This window comes from Psychrobacter sp. N25K4-3-2 (assembly GCF_015351755.1).
Lineage (GTDB): Bacteria > Pseudomonadota > Gammaproteobacteria > Pseudomonadales > Moraxellaceae > Psychrobacter > Psychrobacter glaciei.
In genome coordinates, this window is sequence record NZ_JADKLX010000003.1 from 618820 (window position 1) to 639299 (window position 20480).

Below are 20480 nucleotides of genomic sequence, written 5' to 3' on the forward strand. Positions count from 1 at the left end.
TATCGAGAATGGCAAAAAGTGTAAAGCATAAGGATGAGATGCAAGGAATGTCTACCTTTGATGATGCACTATTGTCGCCATTACCGAAGCCTGAAGTATTGAAACCTGAGGTATTAAAACCCAAAGCACCAAAACGTCTGGCGGTAGTCGGTAAAGGTATGCGCCGTAATAACCTTTTACTATCGAGCGTCCTACGAGCAGACATTCAGCGTTGGTATCCTTGGTCAAGCTTGCAACAACGCCTTAATATAGGTGTTGAAACCCCTGATGCCTTTATTGGTTGGGGTCACAAGAAAAGCTATCAACGAGCAAAGCATGCTGCCAAACGCCAAGATATTCCTACATTAAGTATCGAGGATGGTTTTTTACGGTCGTTAGATTCAGGGCTCAGTAGCCGCTATGGGCTGAGCGTCGTCACTGATGATATTGGTATCTACTTTGATTTAACGCAGCGCTCACGCCTTGATCAACTGATTATTGAGCGTACTAAAAAGGCTATTACGACCAATAATAAAAGTATAGATGAAGAACGCGCTCGACAACTGATGGTACGTATATGCGACGAAAGGCTTAGCAAGTATAACTCAGTTATCGATTGTCCATCATTGGACAAGTTGGCTAATGAAGAAAATACAAATCCAAAAGAAAGCGCTTTAACATCGCATGTTTTATTGATTGACCAAGTGGTTGGCGACGCGTCTATTAAAGGTGCTGGTGCGAACAAACGTCAGTTTAAGAAGATGTTAAAATCTGCATGCCGTAGTCATCCAAATGCTCATATTTGGATCAAGGCTCACCCTGCCTCAAAATCAGGATATCTGACCAATTTAAAGTTACCAAAAAACGTCCGACTATTGACTCAGGCGCTCAACCCTATCGAATTATTAACGCAAGTTAGCGATGTTTATACCGTTAGCTCGCATATGGGCTTTGAAGCATTGATGCTCGGTAAAGCAGTACATTGCTTTGGTGTTAATTGGTATAGTGGCTGGGGACTGACCGATGATAGCGGTGCACCCAAAAATCTGCTTAAAGCGGTCGAGAAACGTCGTCAAAAATTTGCCACCAAACTACGAGAGGCTAAGGGGAATTCAACTCCTGCATTATTTCCTAAATCATTTCCTACATCATTTGCTAAAAAAATATCTGCTACATTAGAAACGTTATTTTATAGCGCCTATATCGATTACAGCCGCTATGTAGATCCAGCCACCAAGCAAGCCTGTGACATTGATACAGCGATAGAATGGCTAGTGACTAATCGATATTGGCAAGCGCATCTTGAAGGCAATTTAACGGTATATGAATTTAGCCGCTGGAAGCTGCCGTTTGTGAAGGCTTTCGTTCATCTGCCCCGTACCACTCTGTTTATAAAACCCAAACCACGCCTCAAGAATTTGCTGCACCCTGATCACTTACGCGTCAATTATCAGCAGCCGCTATTGGTATGGGGTTTAGCCAAGCGTCAACAGGTACAAAAAAAACTACAGACCAAAATTTCCAAGCAGCAGCATTCACAGATGCCGTCTATTTACTGTATGGAAGATGGGTTTATTCGCTCAAACGGTTTGGGTGCAACCTTGTTGGCGCCATTGTCAGTGGTTATAGACAAGCAAGGTATCTACTATGACGCGACGCAGCCGTCAGATTTGGAAACGTTATTACGTCATTGTCAGGCGATGAGCCCACAGCAAAGTAGGCGTATAAAACAACTTCAAGATAAGTTGCTTAATCAGCGGGTGAGTAAATACAATGTCGGGACCGATATCGGCAGTGCTGATAGCCAGCATACTTCTTGGGTACATAATGCAAAGGTATCTGGAAAACGCCGCATTCTTATCGTTGGACAAGTCGAAGATGATTTATCGGTGCAATATTGTGGTTCAGAAATTAAGACCAATAGCGGCTTGATTGAGCGTGTACAGCGAGACAATCCAGATGCTTATCTGATTTATAAACCTCATCCAGATGTTGAGGCGGGATTGCGCGTAGGTAAGGTAGGAGAGGCGCATCTAAAACAAGTTCAAGCGGTCGCTTATGATACAGCGATGCCGGACTGTTTAGAGGGTGTCGATGAAGTTCATACCATGAGTTCATTGACGGGGTTTGAAGCCTTGTTACGTGGTTTAAAAGTGACTTGCTACGGCTTACCATTTTATGCAGGCTGGGGCCTAACGACTGATATTGATGCACAGCTACCATTAAAAGCTGAGTATCTAAGCAGGCGCAAACGAGACACAGCATTGACACTTGAACAACTGCTGCATTGCACGTTAATAGACTATCCCTTATATCGACTTCCCAATGGTTATGGGCTGGCGCAAGTCGAGCAAGTCATTGATTACTTGTACCCACCAAAAAATAACGCTTTTGCCGCAACTCAAAATGAAATAAATAATAATTCGGTCAAAACAATCTCTATTTCCAAGAAAATTTCAGCCGTACCCAGTCAGTTGAAGCGCCAAGCTGCCACCCGTTTTATGCAGCAGCGTCATCAATGGCAGCAGCGTCTACGTAGCGTGCTTCGTTAATTTGCTCTAAATACGTGATGTAAAACCATTGCGACAAGTATGGGCTTTTTCGGTATAATCAGTGATAATTAATGTCTATTCACGCGGTCTAACGACCACTCTTGCTTTGATCTTTTATCCTTCAATTAATGGTAATTCAATACTATGGCAGCTTCGATGTCTCATTTGCTTACTCATCGACACGTTTTGCTGTTACAGGGAAAGATGGGCGGATTTTTTGACCGTTTTTCTACATTTTTGCAAACTCAAAATATTCAAGTGAGTAAAGTAAACTTTAATGCAGGCGATGCTTTTTTTTATAGCCATCCTAATACGCATGAATACACGGGTACTTTGGCGCACTTTTCATCTTGGTTGCAGGTTTTTATTGCTGAGCATAATATTGATGCGATTGTATGTTTTGGTGACTGTCGCCCGCATCATACGCAAGCGTCCTGTATCAGTGAAAAATTAGGCACCTCATTTTTTGTGTTCGAAGAAGGCTATTTACGACCTGATTATATTACCTTGCAAGAGTATGGTATTAATGGCTATTCACGCTTAAATACTGAAGATATTAAAGCGCTCAAAAAGGCTAATGACCATCCAATCTATACGCACAATCGCTTTTATCGGCTAAGTATTGCCGCTATTGTTTATTATATTATCGCTTGGCTATACAAAAGCCGCTATCCGCATTATTCACATTACCGTGGGATGACGGCATGGCAAGAGGCAATCGCGTGGCTCAAAGCGCCATGGCGCAAATTGCGAGGGTATTTACCTGATAAACAACTACAAAAGAGGCTGACCAAACAAGAAAGTGATAATTATTTCTTGATCAGCTTACAAGTCCATAATGACTCGCAGATTACCCATCATAGTGATTATCATGACATAGTACAGTTTATTGATGAAGCCATTGCAAGCTTTGCAGGTCATGCGAATCAAACACAGCTATTGGTATTTAAACACCATCCCTTAGATCGTGGTCATCGAGACTATCGTGAATTGGTCTCCAGTTTAGCCACGCGCTATCAGGTCAGTCACCGCGTCTTTTATGGCTGCGATATGCATCTACCAACCTTGATGAAGCATAGTATCGGCATGGTGACAATTAACAGTACAACAGGGTTGCAGTCGGTATACCACAAAAAACCGACTAAGGTGATGGGTCGAGCAATTTACGACACCCCAAAACTGACCGACCCAAAGCCGCTTGATGATTTTTGGCAGCATCCTAAAGACCCAGACAATGAGTTCTATTTAAGATTCCGTGAGTATCTGATCGAGCAGACACAAATCAATGGGGCTTTTTATGGTCGATCGCCATGGATGTACAAATATCTAAAGCAAACAGATAGAGACACCAGCGCAATCTCTGATACGGCTAAATAGCTCATCAAGCAGGAGTTGGCTATCAATGTTCTTTGATTCATTACAGCGTTTAACGTTGCGTTATAAAAAGCTAAATTAAGCGCTTATTTAACCATTAACGCTATTCAGTCGTTAGTGTCAGCAGCCATTCCAATTCCTACTAATAAAATCGCCTTACTTTACAGTGGAAAACTGCTAGAATACCTGCATATATCGGTACGTCGCAGCAATGGATGTTATTGCCCTTTTTGCGAACCGATCATTATTCTATCACCCTTAATTTAGTAGGCGCTTTGTGACTGCATTAGCCAATATTCGTAACTTTTCTATCATTGCCCACATTGATCATGGCAAATCGACCCTTGCCGATCGTTTCATTCAAATGTGCGGTGCCTTGCAAGACCGTGAAATGCAGGCGCAAGTACTCGACTCAATGGATATTGAGCGTGAGCGCGGTATCACCATCAAAGCGCAGTCAGTGACTTTGTTTTATGACCACCCAAATGGCGAGCGCTATCAGCTCAACTTTATTGATACGCCAGGCCACGTTGATTTCTCTTACGAAGTCTCGCGTTCATTGGCTGCCTGTGAAGGGGCGCTATTGGTCGTAGATGCGGCGCAAGGCGTGGAAGCACAATCGGTCGCTAACTGCTATACCGCAGTCGATCAAGGCTTAGAGGTGATGGCGGTTTTGAACAAAATTGACCTACCACAAGTTGAGCCTGAGCGTGTTATTCAAGAGATTGAAGACATCATTGGTATCGATGCTGTCGATGCCCCACGTGTGTCAGCGAAATCTGGTCTTGGTGTGGATAAATTACTAGAGGCTTTGGTTGCTTTTATTCCCGCACCCACTGGCGACCGTGAAGCCCCGCTACAGGCGTTGATTATTGACTCATGGTTTGACAACTATTTGGGTGTGGTCTCTTTAGTACGCGTACGTCAAGGAACCATACGTAAAGGTGACAAGCTCTATATCAAGTCCACCAAAGAGGCACACTTGGTCGGCTCTATCGGTGTTTTCACACCAAAACCTCTAGATACGGGTGTTTTGGAAGCCGGTGAAGTTGGCTTTATTATTGCTGGTATTAAAGATATTGCTGGTGCGCCCGTTGGTGATACGATTACCCACGCCAAAACGCCTGATGTCGATCGTATTCCTGGATTTAAGCAGGTAACACCGCAAGTTTATGCTGGTATGTTCCCTGTCGAATCTACTGACTTCGAAAAATTTCGTGAAGCGTTGCAAAAATTGCAAATTAACGATGCCTCGTTGTTTTTTGAGCCAGATACCTCAGATGCGCTTGGTTTTGGTTTCCGTTGTGGCTTTTTGGGTATGCTGCACATGGAGATTATCCAAGAGCGCCTAGAGCGTGAGTATGACTTGGATCTCATCACCACGGCACCGTCGGTTATTTATGAGATTGTAAAAAAAGATGGCAGTATTATTTATGTCGATAACCCATCAAGACTGCCTGAACCTAATAACATTGAAGAGTTTCGTGAGCCGATCGCCCGCTGTCAGATTTTAGTACCGCAAGATTATTTGGGTAACGTTATGACGCTATGTATTGAGCGTCGCGGCGTCCAAGTTGATATGCGCTTTATGGGACGTCAAGTTCAGCTGATATTTGATATTCCGATGGGCGAGGTGGTGATGGATTTCTTTGATCGCCTAAAGTCTGTGTCACGTGGATTTGCCTCGCTTGATTATAATTTTGAACGTTACCAAGTCGACAAACTGGTTAAAATAGATGTGTTGATTAACGGCGACAAAGTCGACGCCCTAGCCATGATTGTGCACGAAACCCAGTCTCGTTACCGTGGTAATGCGCTTGTTACTAAAATGAAAGAATTGATACCACGCCAAATGTTTGACGTGGCGATTCAGGCTGCTATTGGCAGTCAAATCATTGGACGTAGCACTGTCAAAGCCATGCGTAAAGATGTATTGGCCAAGTGTTATGGTGGTGATGTTTCTCGTAAAAAGAAACTGCTGTCCAAACAAAAAGCAGGTAAAAAGCGCATGAAGCAAGTGGGTAATGTGGAAATTCCACAAGAAGCCTTTTTAGCAGTATTGCAAGTCGATTAAGATATTGACATACGTATAATCATCGCTAGTCTTATAAATTAAAATAGTCAGATAAGCAGCTCGTTAATAGGCAATTTAGTATGGATTTCGATTTTAATTTGATTTTAGTGCCATTAACTATTGGCTTGGGTATTATTTGGCTATTAGATAAGCTAGCGTTTAAACAGCGCAAAACACGTGGTCGCGGTCAAGAGAGCTTATTGGTACGCTGGGCTTATGATTTTTTCCCTGTATTGGCAGTGGTATTAATAGTACGCTCGTTTTTGATTGAGCCTTTTAATATCCCATCATCTTCTATGGTGCCGACGTTATATACAGGCGACTTTATTGCGGTCAACAAGTATGCCTACGGCGTGCGTTTACCACTGACTTATAATAAAGTATTGGATACAGGTGCGCCTGAACATGGCGATGTGGCCGTATTTCGTTACCCAGAAAACCCAAGTATTTATTATATCAAGCGCGTCATTGGCTTACCGGGTGATACGGTCAGCTATGATCAAGGCACGCTTGCTATCAATGACGTACCGGTAGCAACCAAATCAATCGATTTTGATGCTAATGCTCAGCTCACTGCACAGCTGTATCCCCCAGGACAAATTGCACCAGGGCAAGTACTTACGGAAGAAAACGCTGCAGCAATGGGTCAACAAGAAGAAGGTGAGGCGCAATATTTTCAAGAAACACAAGGTGAGCATGAGCATCTCGTTCGCTACTTGAATGGTATGAATAGTTCGCAGTACGGGCCGTTTTTGCAGCAGCAGTCACCAGAAGTGGTTAGCTCAGAAGGGAACGAGTGGCGTATTACGGTTCCTGAAGGTAATTACTTTGTGATGGGTGATAACCGTGATCGCAGTGCTGACGGTCGCTTTTGGGGCTTTGTCCCTGATGAAAACCTAGCAGGGAAGGCCGTTTATATTTGGATGCATAAGCCACCCGGTCTCAACGTACCCACCTTTTCGCGTAATGGCTCTATTGATTAGAGTCATGGAACAACAGCGTGTTTATTTATGGACAATAGTTTCGTGCTACTATTATGATGATTCGATAATGTTAAATATCCAATCACTGTGACTGTCTAATGGTTTAATAAATGGATACTTAGTGTTATTGAGATATCTAATAAAAATATAGCAATTTACCCGTTGAGAGGTGTTATGGTGCAGCAGTTATCTGGTTTGTCTACCCAGCGCGGCGCTAGCGTGACTAGCATTGTGTTATTTATCATTGTTCTCGGTATTGCTGTCAAGTTGATGATTGCTATTGTACCAGCACAGATCGGTGATTATCAGCTGACTAAGCTTTTAGGAATGGAGCTTAAAGAAGCCAATGACAAAGGTGAGACGGCCAAGCAATTCGTCGAGCGTGTGAATCGGCAGTTATCTATCAATGCTGATTATGATACCAATGCAGAAGACGTGTTTACTTTCACTAATAAAAAGACGGGTCAGTTGGCTATCTATAAGAAATACGAGCAAACCAATAATCTTTTCGGTAATGTCGATATTGTCAATCGCTTCGAAGGTGATATTGACGCAACCATGGCAGAGTAGCCTGAATGAGTGTATAGCTCATTTCTTATTTATTCGTCAAACATCATTTACGACCATATTTTTTATTAATTAATCGTTATTAACCAGTCATTATTAACCAATTACCTCAGTAAAACAAAAGGGATAACCACAAGCCACGCATGAAACCAACTTCGCAGCACTCTCAGGCGGTTCCTACTCCCCAAACAAATAACACGTCTGTCGACACGCTTATTGTTAGCTCAGAATTCATCCAACGCTTGGCCATATTAACGCGCAAGCTGGGTTATGTGTTTAATAATCTAACACTTCCCAAGCTGGCACTGACTCATCGCTCGTTTGATAGCAAAAAAAACTACGAGCGCTTAGAGTTTTTGGGCGATGCATTATTGGGTATGATTGTGGGTGAGGCTCTATATCATCGTTATCCCAGTCAAAACGAAGGACGTTTGACGCGTATGCGTGCCACTTTGGTACGCCAAGAATCGCTGGTCATCATTGCTCAAAATCTAGAGCTTTCCAACCATTTGATACTAGGGATAGGTGAGCGTAAAGGTGGTGGTCGTAATCGTGCTTCTATATTAGCGGATGCCGTAGAGTCGCTGATTGGTGCTATCTATTTAGACAGTCAGGATATGACTATTACTCGTGATTGCGTGCTCTCATGGTATGGAGACCTGATTGATAATGTCAATGACCAGAAAGCTCTAAAAGATGCTAAGAGCCGCTTGCAAGAATGGCTACAATCTAAGCAATTTGATTTGCCGCATTATGAGCTTATGGAAACCCGTGGCAATGCACCGCATCAAATTTTTGTGGTGCGCTGTCAGGTAAATATTAGTAACTGCCCTGATATTACTGAATCGGGTGAAAGTCGCCGTATTGCTGAACAAAAAGCAGCAGAGCTGATGATTAATCAGCTGCATAAACTGCCAAGCTTGCCTAAAACTCGCTCGTAATCTAGGGTCTGTTGAACATTCAAATATTAGGACTGCTGATTGCTAAAATCGTCCCAAACTAGGCGTAAACCGACGATAATGTCGAGACCTTAGCTAGGTTTACAACAACGTTTGGGGCGATTTTGGTATCAGCCTTTCAGGGCAGGGCTATTTTTTGCCAATACATGGCGAAATTGTCTACCCTAGAACGACTAGGCGTCAAAAATTTCACTGCGTATTGTCTAAAAAATAGCCACTGCCAGTACCACATTTGAATGTTCAACAGACCCTAGACAGCAAAACCATATTTTAACCAAAAAATGACTTTACAATTTTTTTAAGTAAGGGTTATTTTTAAATAATACTTATTTTAAAACCGCAAATACTCTCAAGCCAAGCATGGTGCTGCTATCCTATTTAATACTACTTTATTTTAGATAGCAGTAGAACTGTCGAGCTGATGATAAACCCCACAGGATAAACCTATGAGCAATCGTACTGACTTGCCATCAAACAATGAAGATAACACCAACGCTATGACCCAAAAAACAGACGTAAAACCAATACTAGAAAATGCTGAATTAAAAAGTGCCGACTTAAATTCCGAGCACTCAGAAAATAATGAGGCAGAAAGCAACGATGTAGAAAGCAACGATGTAGAAAATGATCTGGCCATCGAAGAGTTTTTCTCGCCAAATAATAGTGCAAGTATGGCTGATGATTTTAAAGCTGGCTATGTGGCAATCGTTGGACGTCCAAACGTAGGTAAGTCGACCTTGATGAACCATTTATTGGGTCAAAAATTATCCATTACGTCACGTAAACCGCAAACGACTCGTCACCGCATCCACGGTATTTTGTCCAATCATGAAATGCAGGCAGTATTCGTTGACACACCGGGTATTCATCGCAATGAAGTACGTGCTATTAATGAGCGTATGAATAAAGCCGCAGTATCTGCATTAGTAGATGTTGATTTGGTATTATTCGTTGTTGATTCAGATCAATGGCGTGATGATGATTTGTTAGTTTTACAAAAGCTTGGCGACACTAATCTAACTGTAGTTTTAGTGATTAATAAAGCAGATACCTTAAAAGACAAAGGCAGCATTTTACCGCTGATGGAAACCTTTAATGATAGCTTTGATTTTGCCGACATCGTACCAGTATCTGCTTTAAAAAATCAAAACCTAGATCGCCTGCAAGAAGTGATCGCCTCACACCTACCTATTGCTGCCCCTATTTATGATACCGAGCAAATCACTGATCGCTCAGAGCGTTTCTTAGCCAGTGAAATTATCCGCGAAAAAATCATGCGTAGCGCCGGTGACGAAGTACCTTATGACTTAACGGTACAGATTGACGGTTTTAAAGATGAGCCTGCGCATACCGATCCAAAAACAGGGCGTCCACGTAAGGCTTGTACCTTTATTGATGCAACTATCTACGTCGAGCGTAGTGGTCAAAAAGCCATTGTCATCGGTGATAAAGGTCAACGTATCAAGCAAGTGGGTATGGATGCTCGTAAAGATATGGAGCAGTTGTTTGATAAAAAAATTATGCTAACACTGTGGGTAAAAGTGAAACGTGGTTGGTCTGATGACGAACGTGCATTGACCAGTTTGGGCTATTAATAGCGATTAAAATTAGCCTTTTATAATCAGCGCTGAGGTAATGATAGATGCGTAATGAAGCATTGATTGGTTATTTGTTACACCAGCGCCCTTATCAAGAAAAACGTGCCTTATATTATTTATTCTCTCAGCAGCATGGTGTCATACATGGGATTGGTAAAAAAGGCGCGCCTTTATTTATGCCTTTACAACTGTTTGCCACGGGTAAGCGGGATTTAAAGACATTCAGTCAGATTAATATTGCACCTCAGCACGTCGTACAAACAGACGTGCTTCTAGAAGACGATGCCGCGAAAACGTTGAAATCCGTTCCCTACGAAAACATCACTGGTCAACATCAATATGCTGCTTTGTATCTAAACGAAATACTATGGCGCTTATTGCCCACCGAAGATCCGATGCCAAAACTATGGCAACATTACCAAGACAGTTTGGATAGGCTAAAACAGTCATTAACGGCTAATGAGCTGCGCTTGTGTTTGCGGCAGTTTGAGCATTATCTATTTAACGAATTGGGTTTTGCCTTGACACTAACGCAGGATAATGTTCAAGATAGTATCGAGCCTCAGAGTATTTATCGATTCTTACCGGATGCCGGTTTGGTGCCGATTGTGCAAGGTGATTTTTTAGAAAGTGCTGATATGGGGCGAGCAGTTTTTGAGGGCAGTGAGATAGTGATGATGGTGGAGCAGGGAATAAACGATGTCACGATTAATGCTTGGTCGCGTTTGCATCGACAACTGATTGACCACCTCCTAGATTATCAGCCGCTACAAAGTCGCTTGCTTTGGCAGCAGCAACAGCGCTATCAGTTATAGCTAAAGCATGAAAAAATTTAAAAGCTTTAACCTCAAAGCATGTCAGTCACCACAACCAGTTGGATGGCTGTCATTAGGCTTAAAAGTAATATTGGCGCCTTGACTGAATGATATTTGATACATCGCCTGGCTGTATGTTGAGTTTGTACAATACTTAAAATGACCAAAATGCCCGCGTGGTTTACCGCTATCACCATAAAATTTGACATAATGCCGTTTTGCTGCACGCAGATGCAAAGTGCCATACTTAGGGTTTAAGGTTTGTTCTTCTAACAAATCGTCTGTTCCTTTATCAAAATTCTGGTTATCGTTGTTATCTACAAAGAGCAACAAGGTTTTATTGCTGTTCTTATGACATAAACCATTGCCATCCGATAAACACACTAATAAGTTTTGGCGACGAATGACACTTTCCGCTTTCGCTAATTTTAGCGTGTCTGTTATTCCGTACCTGATACGCTGAGCTTCCATGCGTGCCAATTGTGTCAAAATAGAGGGTGCGGCAATCATCATGATAATTGCTAATACTGCTACGGTCACCATAAGTTCTATTAATGTAAAGCCATTTTGATGTGAGTGTTTAAAAACGCGCTTATCGAGTGTGGATTTCTCGTTTAAGATAGTCTGTTCAGTGCTTATAGAGAAAATCTCTGGCGCTTGCATCATGACGGCTGGATTAGTAAGCTTATTTCTACCCAAAACCAATTTAAGTAAACTAAATGCAGATAGTTGTTGGTAATTTGACGACATTTTATATACTATAGCCATAGGATTATTACTTGTAACAAATAATGTATTTGACACTTTGTCGGAATGAATGTGACCAATACATGTGATTAAGCCTCATAAATATTTTTGTTAAGAATATTTAGGTTCCTGAAATATTAATCGCTCTATGTACTCATCACTTTAGCCAAAGATAAAAATTAGATTAATGTTTGTTATTACAATATAAACAGAATATATGTCTACTGTCAAAAAATGTTTCAATTAGTGAATAGGTAGTTTTAACAATAGAGAAAAAGTACCAGTTGTATTAAAATACCCTCAACCAAAAGAGACACTTCGGTTGAAAGTCTATTGCGAACTCATACACAAAAGGCAAAAAACGTAAGGTGTGTTTGTTCTCAGTAACTTAAGCTGGCTATTGTGTTTTAGTTACGACATTATCGTGTAATAATGTGTAGCTCGTTAACGAAAAAAGTTGTAAACTGAATCGATAATCGCTAAGCTACTTCTAAATTAGTTTTGCTTTGTCATTTAAAATTCGTAAAAGATGTCTATTCTGGAGCATCTTGAGAAGTGGTTTTGCTTAACGCATCACTAAAATTATCCTTTGGAGGAAGTCCATGAAATTGAATAAAATCGCTCTAGCTCTGGTTGCCGTAGCAGCTGCGCCTCTAGCAGCTAACGCTGGCGTTACTATTAGCCCATTGTTACTTGGTTATCACATGGTTGATGACGAATTCAGTGATACAGCTGACAAACAGCGTGAAATCCTACGTACTGGTAAAAACCTTTATGAAGATGCCAATGGCAATCAAATCGGTGACGGCTCACGTGGTAACAGCAACGGCGGCATCGCTAAAGAAAGTGGTCTATATACTGGTGCTGCACTAGGTATCGAATTAACTCCTTCTACTCAGTTCCAAGTAGAGTATGGTGTGTCAAACACGAATGGCGAAGCGTCTGAAGATTCTGCAGATGCTGGTATCAACCGTTTTGACGTTGAACAAACCATGATCTCTGGTAACTTCTTAATCGGTACTGAAGAATTTACTGGTTATACTGATGGCGCACTTAAGCCTTATGTATTAGTTGGTGCCGGTCAGTCTAAAATCGAAGTAGAAAACCAAGAGCGTTACATTGCTTCTAATGGCGACACGGTTGACGCTGGTACTGAAGTATCAAGCTCAAAAGACACTATCGGTAACCTAGGTCTAGGTGCTATGTATCGCATCAACGACGCGTTAAGCCTACGTGGTGAAGCTCGTGCGATTCATAACTTCGACAACAACTGGTGGGAAGGCATGGCTCTAGCCGGTCTAGAAGTTGTACTTGGTGGCCATTTAGCACCTACAGTAGCTGTTCCTCCAATGGAAGAGCCTATGGTTGATACTGCACCAATCGTTGTTGTTGAATCTGATCTTGATTCTGACGGCGATGGCGTACCTGATAGCATCGATGCATGCCCAGGCACTCCAATGAATGTTGTTGTTGATGAGCGTGGTTGCCCAGTACCAGTAGATATTACTGACGAACTGAAAATGGAACTTCGTGTATTCTTTGATAACGATAAATCAGCTATCAAAAACCAGTACAAGCCTGAAATCGCTAAAGTAGCAGAGAAGATGCGTGAGTATCCTAACTCAACTGCACGCGTAGAAGGTCATGCTTCTAAAACTGGTCCTTCAGCACGTTATAACCAACGTCTGTCTGAAGCCCGTGCTGTTGCTGTGAAATCTATGTTGACTAACGAATTTGGTATTGCTCCAAACCGTCTATCAACAGTTGGTTATGGTTATGACCAACCAATCGCACCAAACGACACTGAAGAAGGTCGCGCTATGAACCGTCGTGTTTATGCCATCATTACTGGTGACAAAACTATGACTGTTGAACAAACTAAAGATATGGTTGTTCAGTAAATAATAGCTAGATAGTTATCTTCTAAGTTATATCGTTACAAAAAAAGCTACCCAATGGGTGGCTTTTTTTTATTTATGTACTGAGAAAAGTAAGTTATTACATAAATTTATCGTGCAATAATGTTATACTATCGACCCAAACACTTTGTAGATTGACAAAGTGTACATTAGCATAGCTATCTGTACGATGGATTTTCCAGCATAGGTATTTGATTTTACTACTATTAATTAAATGAATTCACCTATTGTGTACTCATTTACAAGTCCTGTAGTCATATCTCTCTGGTTGATGGTAAAAGTTTATCCAGCGGTGCTTACTGCTACTGCATTTTTTTTAAGACGAAAAGAGCATTTTATATGGCGAACGATATCAAACACCTGCGTAACATCGCAATTATTGCCCACGTTGATCACGGTAAGACAACTTTGGTTGATAAACTATTACATCAATCTGGCACTTTTGGCGATCGTGCAAACATTGCTGAACGTGCAATGGATTCAGGCGATATTGAGCAAGAACGTGGCATTACCATTTTGGCTAAAAACACAGCTATCCGCTGGACAGATAAATCTTCGGATACAGAGTATCGTATCAACATCGTTGACACCCCAGGTCACGCCGATTTTGGTGGTGAAGTTGAGCGTGTCATGTCGATGGTTGACTGCGTACTTCTAGTGGTTGATGCTGTTGATGGTCCAATGCCACAGACTCGTTTCGTAACGCAAAAAGCGTTCGAGCAAGGTCTAAAGCCTATTGTTGTTATCAACAAAATTGACCGTCCTGGTTCGCGTCCTGATTGGGTAATGGATCAAATTTTTGATTTGTTCGATAACCTAGGCGCAACTGATGAGCAGCTTGATTTCCCAGTTGTTTATGCATCAGCATTGAATGGTATTGCAGGCTTAGAAGCTGATGATTTAGCTGATGATATGACGCCACTGTTCAAAACAATCGTTGATGTTGTGCAGCCACCACAAGTGGATGCAGATGCACCGTTCCGCATGCAAATCTCAAGCCTTGACTTCAATAGCTTCGTTGGTGTCATCGGTATTGGTCGTATCCAGCGTGGTAAAGTTAAACTTAATACGCAAGTAACTGTTATTGATAAGCATGGCAACACGCGTAATGGCCGTATTCTAAAAATCATGGGCTATCATGGTCTTGATCGTATTGATGTTGAAGATGCACAAGCTGGTGATATCGTTTGTATCACTGGTATTGATGCACTTAATATCTCAGATACGATTTGTGATCCAGCTAACGTTGAAGCATTACCAGCACTAACGGTTGATGAACCAACCGTATCAATGAACTTCCAAGTAAACAACTCACCGTTCGCTGGTCGTGATGGTAAGTTTGTGACTTCACGTAATATTCGTGAGCGTCTTGAGCGTGAATTGATTCATAACGTTGCACTACGTGTAGAAGACACTGAGTCTCCTGATAAATTTAAAGTATCAGGTCGCGGTGAGCTTCATTTATCTGTACTAATCGAAAACATGCGCCGTGAAGGTTTTGAGATGGGTGTTTCAGGCCCAGAAGTTATCGTTAAAGAAGTTGACGGTAAATTACAAGAGCCGTATGAAAACGTTGTGTTCGATATTGAAGATGAGCATCAAGGTTCTATCATGGAGCAGGTTGGTCTACGCAAAGGCGAGATGACTAACATGGAACTTGATGGCAAAGGTCGTATGCGTATTGAAGCAACTATGCCAGCACGTGGTTTGATCGGTTTCCGTTCTGAATTCTTGACCTTAACATCAGGTTCAGGAATCATGACGTCAAGCTTCTCACATTATGGTCCACAGAAAATTGGTGATGTTGGTGGCCGCTCTAACGGTGTACTCGTTTCTATGGCTAAAGGCGTTTGCCTAGGCTTTGCATTGTTCAACTTGCAAAAGCGCGGTAAATTATTCGCTGAGCCACAGCTTGAAGTATATGAAGGTATGATCGTTGGTCTTAACTCACGTAACGATGATATGGCTGTTAACCCAACGACTGCTAAACAGTTAACTAACGTTCGCGCTAGTGGTACTGATGAAGCATTGACGTTGACTCCAGCAGTTAAGTTTACGCTTGAACAAGCACTTGAGTTCATCCAAGATGACGAATTGGTTGAAGTAACACCTAAAGCGATTCGTCTACGTAAGCGTTACTTGACTGAAAGTGAGCGTAAGCGTCATGGTCGTAAGAAAGGTGCTTAGTAGCTTATATTAGTACCAATAAGTTTCTAAAAAAAAGGCTAACGTTATGTTAGCCTTTTTTATTGTCGGTCTATAAATAATTGTTGGTAGTAATTAGTTGGTTGTAAATAGTAATTAGACAGTATTCAAATAAATCTGAATATTTAGCAGGTGCTCATCTTGTAGAATGATCGCTCGATGGAGTGATTGTCTTAAGGGGTAACTATCACATAATCGTTTGTATTGATCAAAATCTCTGATGGTTGGTCAACGACAATACGTACGATATTGTTATCGCTGACTTGTGACTTATAGTAGTTGTCTTCGGCAACCGTACAGCCTAAGCACCTTCCCATTGCATCCCAAGGCTCTACAAACAGCTTCTGCTGAGCTTGATCAGCGTTACCACCGATTAGAGAAAAAGGCAGGCTGACAATATAAGCTGCCGTACCAGCCACGGCAGTCACTAAACCCAGTGGCTTGCCAACGATAGTATCTACTGCCATAGTGCCATAAGAAGGCCCAAAGTCATCTTCATCAATTTCTATCGCTGCCAAAGCAGGTTGCATACTGGCCACAATCAAGCTTACGCTTGTAATCAGGGTAAAAATTTTGCGCTTGACGGTGCGCTGTGTATGGGCTTTAACAGTCATAATGATATCCTAAAACTCGTAAGCAGTATAATGGATGGCTGCTGCTATTTTCATACAGAGACAACTTCCCTATACGAGCAATGCGGCAACGATAAATAGATTAATTATTACAGATAAATAAATGGTTTGCACTATTTATGTAAGCTCTTTCACTATTAAAGCAAGACGTAGGCCAATAAGCAACAAAAATGCGTGCGATACAGCTACTGTAATCATCAATCTTACTCACCTTAAAAAATATTTTCTACTGTATCGGTGAGGCTTGATAACATTAATACTTATCAAGTATGTCGTAGCATTTTACTTACTACGCTAGGGGCTGGCAGTCGGGGCAGTAAACGCTAGCACGTCCATTTAGCTTGATATTTTCTAGCGTCGTTTGACAGTGGGGACAAGCTTCACCCTGTCTACCATAGACATTTAGAGTCTGTTGAAAATATCCGGTTTGCCCGCTAGCGACCGTGAAATCTCGTAAGGTCGAGCCACCAAGCGCTATCGCTTTTTGTAGAATGGTTTTAATATGATCGACCAAAATAACAATATCATCATACGATAATTGATGAGCAGGGGTCGCAGGATGAATCCCTGATAGATACAGGCTTTCGGTCGCGTATATATTGCCAACGCCAACGACCACTTGCTGTTCCATAATGACGGATTTGATGGCTCGCATGATTGGCCGCTTTTTCGATTTTGCTTTACTCGCTGTTTTTTTACCAGCCGTAGTTTCAATGGCGGTTTTATCAGATAGATCCGTGCGTTGGATGAGCTGATACAAGTAATCAGCAGTGAATTCCTCTGATAAAGGCTCAGCACCCAAGTGATCTAACAGCTTAGCACCATAATCCTCATGCCACAGCACCGAGCCAAAGCGTCTAGGATCATGATAGTGTAATTGTATTTGCTTTTTATCAGTGCTACCAAATACCATCACCAAATGGTCATGTTTTCGCTTCTCTGTACCCTTACTGTGCTGCTGTAAACTACCGGACATACCCAAATGAATGAGAAGTTGCCGCGGTGCCAATGTAGCAAGCTCAGTAGTAGCGTTATTCTTAGATAAGGGCGGTAAGAAATTTAATATCAAATACTTTGCTCGTCGCTCGATGCTGCCTAAGGTATAACCATCCAAGGCATCTAAATCGTCAGGCATAGACCAGCGCAGCTTTGGCTGGAATACTTTTACATCAATCACTTGTTGCCCCAATAGAGGGGTTAAGCTGGTTTTGGTTGTTTCTACTTCAGGCAATTCAGGCATAGTGTTTTTGGTAATAACTCGATTATTAAATGGATAGGTTTGCACAAAGCCTTAGCATTTTACTTAAGCAACCGCACGCCGTGCATGTAATATGCCATGCTGCTGTTCAAGTTTGGCTAAGAGTTTGGACAAATGCGCCAATCCTGACACCTCAATATGAAACTTTAAAAAGGCAATATTGTCATCATTGCTCAGGGTCTCAACTTGACGAATATTGACATTTTCTTTGTCAATAATTTGAGTTAAGTCGCGCAACAATCCACGTCTATCATAAGCTTCTACATGAATGTCTACGGGTTGGTAACGACCTGATTTTACGCGCCAAGCAGCATCTATCTGGCGCTCAGGGTCACGTTCAATAAGGCGCAAATATTCTGGACAGCCCCGATTATGCACACTAACGCCGCGTGACAAAGTGATGTAACCTGCAATCGGCTCACCGTGTACAGGATGACAACAGCCTGCTAAGTTGACTTCGATATTGTCCAGACCGTCGATATGAATTTTATAGGCATCAATTTTGCCAGCATCTCTAGCATCGACACTGGGTGTGAAATCTTCCTCAGGTCTCTCTGGCTCTAAGTGTAGCTGACGAGAGATATGGCTGGTCAGCTGGTTTAGGCTGATATCACCTGTGACCAAACCAACAATGACGTCGTCTGTATTATTGACGTGAAAAAACTGAGTGTAATCATTTAAATCAATACTGTTGGGGTGGACGGATAAACGCTCCAACTCTTTACTCAGCATGTGCCGACCGATCTCAATATTTTTGTCGCGGTCTTGCTTGTTAAACCATTGACGCAGCTTTGAGCGTGCTCGATTGGTATGAATATAACCGAGTGAGGCAACCAGCCAATCACGATTGGGCTCGCGAGAAGCTTTGGTAATAATCTCAACTTGCTCACCAGTTTTGAGCTGATAAGTCAAAGGCACATAGCGTTGATTGACCCGAGCGGCTTGCGCACGGTTACCGACTTGGGTATGTACATAGTAGGCAAAATCAAGGACGGTCGCGCCTTTCGGAAGTTCGGTAATATCACCATCACGACTAAAGATATAAATGCGCTCAAGCTCATCAAAATCAACCAGTTGCTCTTCTTCATCGAACTCTATTTCTTCTAGCTCATCACCGGTCAGCATGGACGAACGTGGCTGATTGCGTGTTTCATTATTGATAGAAAGTAGTTGACGCAGTGAGCTAATTCTCTGGTTGAGATAGTTGTCTTTTTTGTTTTTTAGCCCTTCTTTGTAATTGACATGCGCGCACATGCCAAGCTCAGCCTCAAAATGCATCTCATGGGTACGAATCTGTACTTCAAGCGATTTGTTTTCGGCAATCACCGCCGTGTGCAGCGAGCGATAGCCATTTGATTTAGGATTGGTAATATAGTCATCAAACTGTTCAGGGATATAGCGCCACAGACCGTGTACCAATCCTAAAACGTGGTAACAGTCGGAAGGATTGGTCACTAACACACGCAGCGCACGAATATCATAAAGCTGATCGAAAGATAAGCCTTTGAGCTTCATTTTTCGATAAATAGAATAGATGTGCTTGACGCGTCCTGACACTTCACCCGCGATATCTGCTTCCGCCAAGGCTTCATTGAGCTTATCTTGCACGCGCTGAATATAAGACTCACGTTCGCTGCGTTTTTCTGACAATAGCTTGGCTATTTCTTTATAACGCTCAGGGGCGAGATATCGAAAGGCGAGGTCTTCAAGCTCCCATTTTAGTTGGGCGATACCCAATCTATGGGCCAGTGGCGCATAGATCGTCATAACCTCACGTGCCACTCGATTTTGCCGCTCTAAGTGAGAAAAGGTCAATTCGCGCATGGCGAAGGTACGTTCAGCCAGCTTGATCAGTACTACACGCACGTCATTGGTGACGGATATGAGCATGCTATAGATGTTTGATAATTGGTCACGTTGATTGTTTACGAAGTGATCTTCTAAGCGTTTGTTACTTTCGATAATTTCCGACAGTTTACCCATTGCCAAAGTATCTTTGACCAAGGTGGATATGTCTTTGCCAAATTTTTGCTCAATTTCAGTCAGACTGATGATTGATTTTCGGGCACTACGATAGAGCATTGCAGCAACCAGCGCATCTTCATCTTGATAGAGGTAGGTCAATATATCGGTCATACCAATACCAGTGACATAAGCACCGGAGCGCTCAGATTCGCTGGTATTCATATGACTACGGATAAAGTCACAGGCAGCGCTGAGGTTGGGCACAGACTCTTGGCCGATACGCTTGGCCACGTTATCTAACCACGCAGGTACATCAATATTGGCATTGTCTAGATCGATTGCTTCAAGCTCCTCTTCTGAGAGAATATGAGCATCATCTAAAAGCTGGTTGTCCAAATACTCATTTTCAAGATTTGGGTCATGACTGTGGTAAGCATGCTGTGCAGAGCGATCAAAAGTCGTATGCAGCTTATGAGTGGCCAGTTGGTATTTGATATCGAGTGGAATTTGAGCATAGCTATTAGCAGACTGATGAGAGCGTTGACTCGCAACCAGTTGTGCCGCTAACGTCGCACTGTCGGCTTGTGTGGTCTGTCCATCTACCAACGGTAATCCTTCACGAATTTTTACCATAGCCGACTCCTCTTAGCTATTTCGAATTGATTATAACCTCATCTACTACGTACGAAACCCAAACTTATACAATATATAAGTGGGCAACTAGAAATCAATACAGCCGCTAAAAATCCATTTTTAGCAGCCATAGAGTTGTACGTAGAATATGTAAGATTATGAGTGTTAATAACTGCTGTATGCTGATTAAATAAGCATAGAAAGAACGACTATTATTATC

General features: G+C 42.2%; 14 protein-coding genes. 10 read left to right on the forward strand and 4 right to left on the reverse strand.

The annotated features are described in order from the left end of the window. Nucleotides 1-8: 8 nt before the first annotated feature. The 8 genes from IOD06_RS10470 (at nt 9) to IOD06_RS10505 (ending at nt 10901) form a co-directional block, all read left to right on the forward strand. Nucleotides 9-2531 carry a capsular polysaccharide biosynthesis protein gene (locus IOD06_RS10470; protein ID WP_227669991.1) on the forward strand — a complete coding sequence of 841 codons (2523 nt, stop codon included), beginning with the start codon at nt 9-11 and terminating at the stop codon, nt 2529-2531. A gap of 156 nt (nt 2532-2687) precedes the next feature. Next, nucleotides 2688-3908, forward strand: coding sequence for a capsule biosynthesis protein (locus IOD06_RS10475; protein WP_227669994.1), 1221 nt, complete (start codon nt 2688-2690; stop codon nt 3906-3908). A 274-nt stretch (nt 3909-4182) separates the two neighbouring features. Then, nucleotides 4183-5979: a translation elongation factor 4 gene (gene lepA / locus IOD06_RS10480; protein ID WP_189582726.1), complete on the forward strand. Its 1797-nt coding sequence runs from the start codon at nt 4183-4185 to the stop codon at nt 5977-5979. An 80-nt stretch (nt 5980-6059) separates the two neighbouring features. Beyond that, a complete protein-coding gene (lepB, locus tag IOD06_RS10485; protein WP_194620828.1) occupies nt 6060-6962 on the forward strand; it encodes a signal peptidase I in 903 nt (300 codons plus the stop codon). Nucleotides 6963-7136: 174 nt separating this feature from the next. Next, nucleotides 7137-7532 (forward strand): DUF4845 domain-containing protein, encoded by a 396-nt coding sequence (locus IOD06_RS10490; RefSeq protein WP_010201783.1) that lies wholly within the window; start codon nt 7137-7139, stop codon nt 7530-7532. Between the two features lie 140 nt (nt 7533-7672). Continuing rightward, on the forward strand, nt 7673-8470 hold the full coding sequence (rnc, locus tag IOD06_RS10495; protein ID WP_010201782.1) for a ribonuclease III: 798 nt from the start codon (nt 7673-7675) through the stop codon (nt 8468-8470). Between the two features lie 464 nt (nt 8471-8934). Beyond that, nucleotides 8935-10083 (forward strand): GTPase Era, encoded by a 1149-nt coding sequence (gene era / locus IOD06_RS10500; protein ID WP_194620829.1) that lies wholly within the window; start codon nt 8935-8937, stop codon nt 10081-10083. A gap of 47 nt (nt 10084-10130) precedes the next feature. Beyond that, nucleotides 10131-10901 carry a DNA repair protein RecO gene (locus IOD06_RS10505; protein WP_194620830.1) on the forward strand — a complete coding sequence of 257 codons (771 nt, stop codon included), beginning with the start codon at nt 10131-10133 and terminating at the stop codon, nt 10899-10901. 42 nt (nt 10902-10943) lie between these two features. Here IOD06_RS10505 and IOD06_RS10510 read toward each other — a convergent pair whose 3' ends face one another. Next, entirely contained in the window at nt 10944-11669 is a 726-nt protein-coding gene (locus IOD06_RS10510; protein ID WP_227669995.1) for a GspH/FimT family pseudopilin, read from the reverse strand. Between the two features lie 581 nt (nt 11670-12250). Here IOD06_RS10510 and IOD06_RS10515 point away from each other — a divergent pair. Together IOD06_RS10515 and typA are read left to right on the forward strand one after the other, a co-directional pair. Then, the gene (locus IOD06_RS10515; RefSeq protein ID WP_194620831.1) at nt 12251-13549 is read left to right on the forward strand and encodes an OmpA family protein; all 1299 of its coding nucleotides are present in this window, start codon (nt 12251-12253) and stop codon (nt 13547-13549) included. A gap of 357 nt (nt 13550-13906) precedes the next feature. Continuing rightward, complete coding sequence (gene typA / locus IOD06_RS10520) at nt 13907-15754, forward strand: translational GTPase TypA (protein ID WP_010201777.1); 1848 nt, start codon at nt 13907-13909, stop codon at nt 15752-15754. A 191-nt stretch (nt 15755-15945) separates the two neighbouring features. Here typA and IOD06_RS10525 read toward each other — a convergent pair whose 3' ends face one another. The 3 genes from IOD06_RS10525 to IOD06_RS10535 form a co-directional block, all read right to left on the reverse strand. Next, nucleotides 15946-16386: a hypothetical protein gene (locus tag IOD06_RS10525; protein WP_189582712.1), complete on the reverse strand. Its 441-nt coding sequence runs from the start codon at nt 16384-16386 to the stop codon at nt 15946-15948. A gap of 307 nt (nt 16387-16693) precedes the next feature. Further along, complete coding sequence (gene mutM, locus IOD06_RS10530; protein ID WP_194620879.1) at nt 16694-17644, reverse strand: bifunctional DNA-formamidopyrimidine glycosylase/DNA-(apurinic or apyrimidinic site) lyase; 951 nt, start codon at nt 17642-17644, stop codon at nt 16694-16696. A gap of 63 nt (nt 17645-17707) precedes the next feature. After that, on the reverse strand, nt 17708-20260 hold the full coding sequence (locus IOD06_RS10535) for a bifunctional (p)ppGpp synthetase/guanosine-3',5'-bis(diphosphate) 3'-pyrophosphohydrolase (RefSeq protein WP_010201773.1): 2553 nt from the start codon (nt 20258-20260) through the stop codon (nt 17708-17710). Nucleotides 20261-20480 lie beyond the last annotated feature (220 nt).

Excerpts from the sequence above, each read along its gene's own strand:
- IOD06_RS10470 (WP_227669991.1), top strand. The coding sequence starts at position 9 with ATGGCAAAAAGTGTAAAGCATAAGGATGAGATGCAAGGAATGTCTACC.
- IOD06_RS10475 (WP_227669994.1), top strand. The coding sequence starts at position 2,688 with ATGTCTCATTTGCTTACTCATCGACACGTTTTGCTGTTACAGGGAAAG.
- lepB (WP_194620828.1), top strand. The coding sequence starts at position 6,060 with ATGGATTTCGATTTTAATTTGATTTTAGTGCCATTAACTATTGGCTTG.
- IOD06_RS10490 (WP_010201783.1), top strand. The coding sequence starts at position 7,137 with ATGGTGCAGCAGTTATCTGGTTTGTCTACCCAGCGCGGCGCTAGCGTG.
- rnc (WP_010201782.1), top strand. The coding sequence starts at position 7,673 with ATGAAACCAACTTCGCAGCACTCTCAGGCGGTTCCTACTCCCCAAACA.
- era (WP_194620829.1), top strand. The coding sequence starts at position 8,935 with ATGAGCAATCGTACTGACTTGCCATCAAACAATGAAGATAACACCAAC.
- IOD06_RS10505 (WP_194620830.1), top strand. The coding sequence starts at position 10,131 with ATGCGTAATGAAGCATTGATTGGTTATTTGTTACACCAGCGCCCTTAT.
- IOD06_RS10510 (WP_227669995.1), bottom strand. The coding sequence starts at position 11,669 with ATGGCTATAGTATATAAAATGTCGTCAAATTACCAACAACTATCTGCA.
- IOD06_RS10515 (WP_194620831.1), top strand. The coding sequence starts at position 12,251 with ATGAAATTGAATAAAATCGCTCTAGCTCTGGTTGCCGTAGCAGCTGCG.
- typA (WP_010201777.1), top strand. The coding sequence starts at position 13,907 with ATGGCGAACGATATCAAACACCTGCGTAACATCGCAATTATTGCCCAC.
- IOD06_RS10525 (WP_189582712.1), bottom strand. The coding sequence starts at position 16,386 with ATGACTGTTAAAGCCCATACACAGCGCACCGTCAAGCGCAAAATTTTT.
- mutM (WP_194620879.1), bottom strand. The coding sequence starts at position 17,644 with ATGCCTGAATTGCCTGAAGTAGAAACAACCAAAACCAGCTTAACCCCT.
- IOD06_RS10535 (WP_010201773.1), bottom strand. The coding sequence starts at position 20,260 with ATGGTAAAAATTCGTGAAGGATTACCGTTGGTAGATGGACAGACCACA.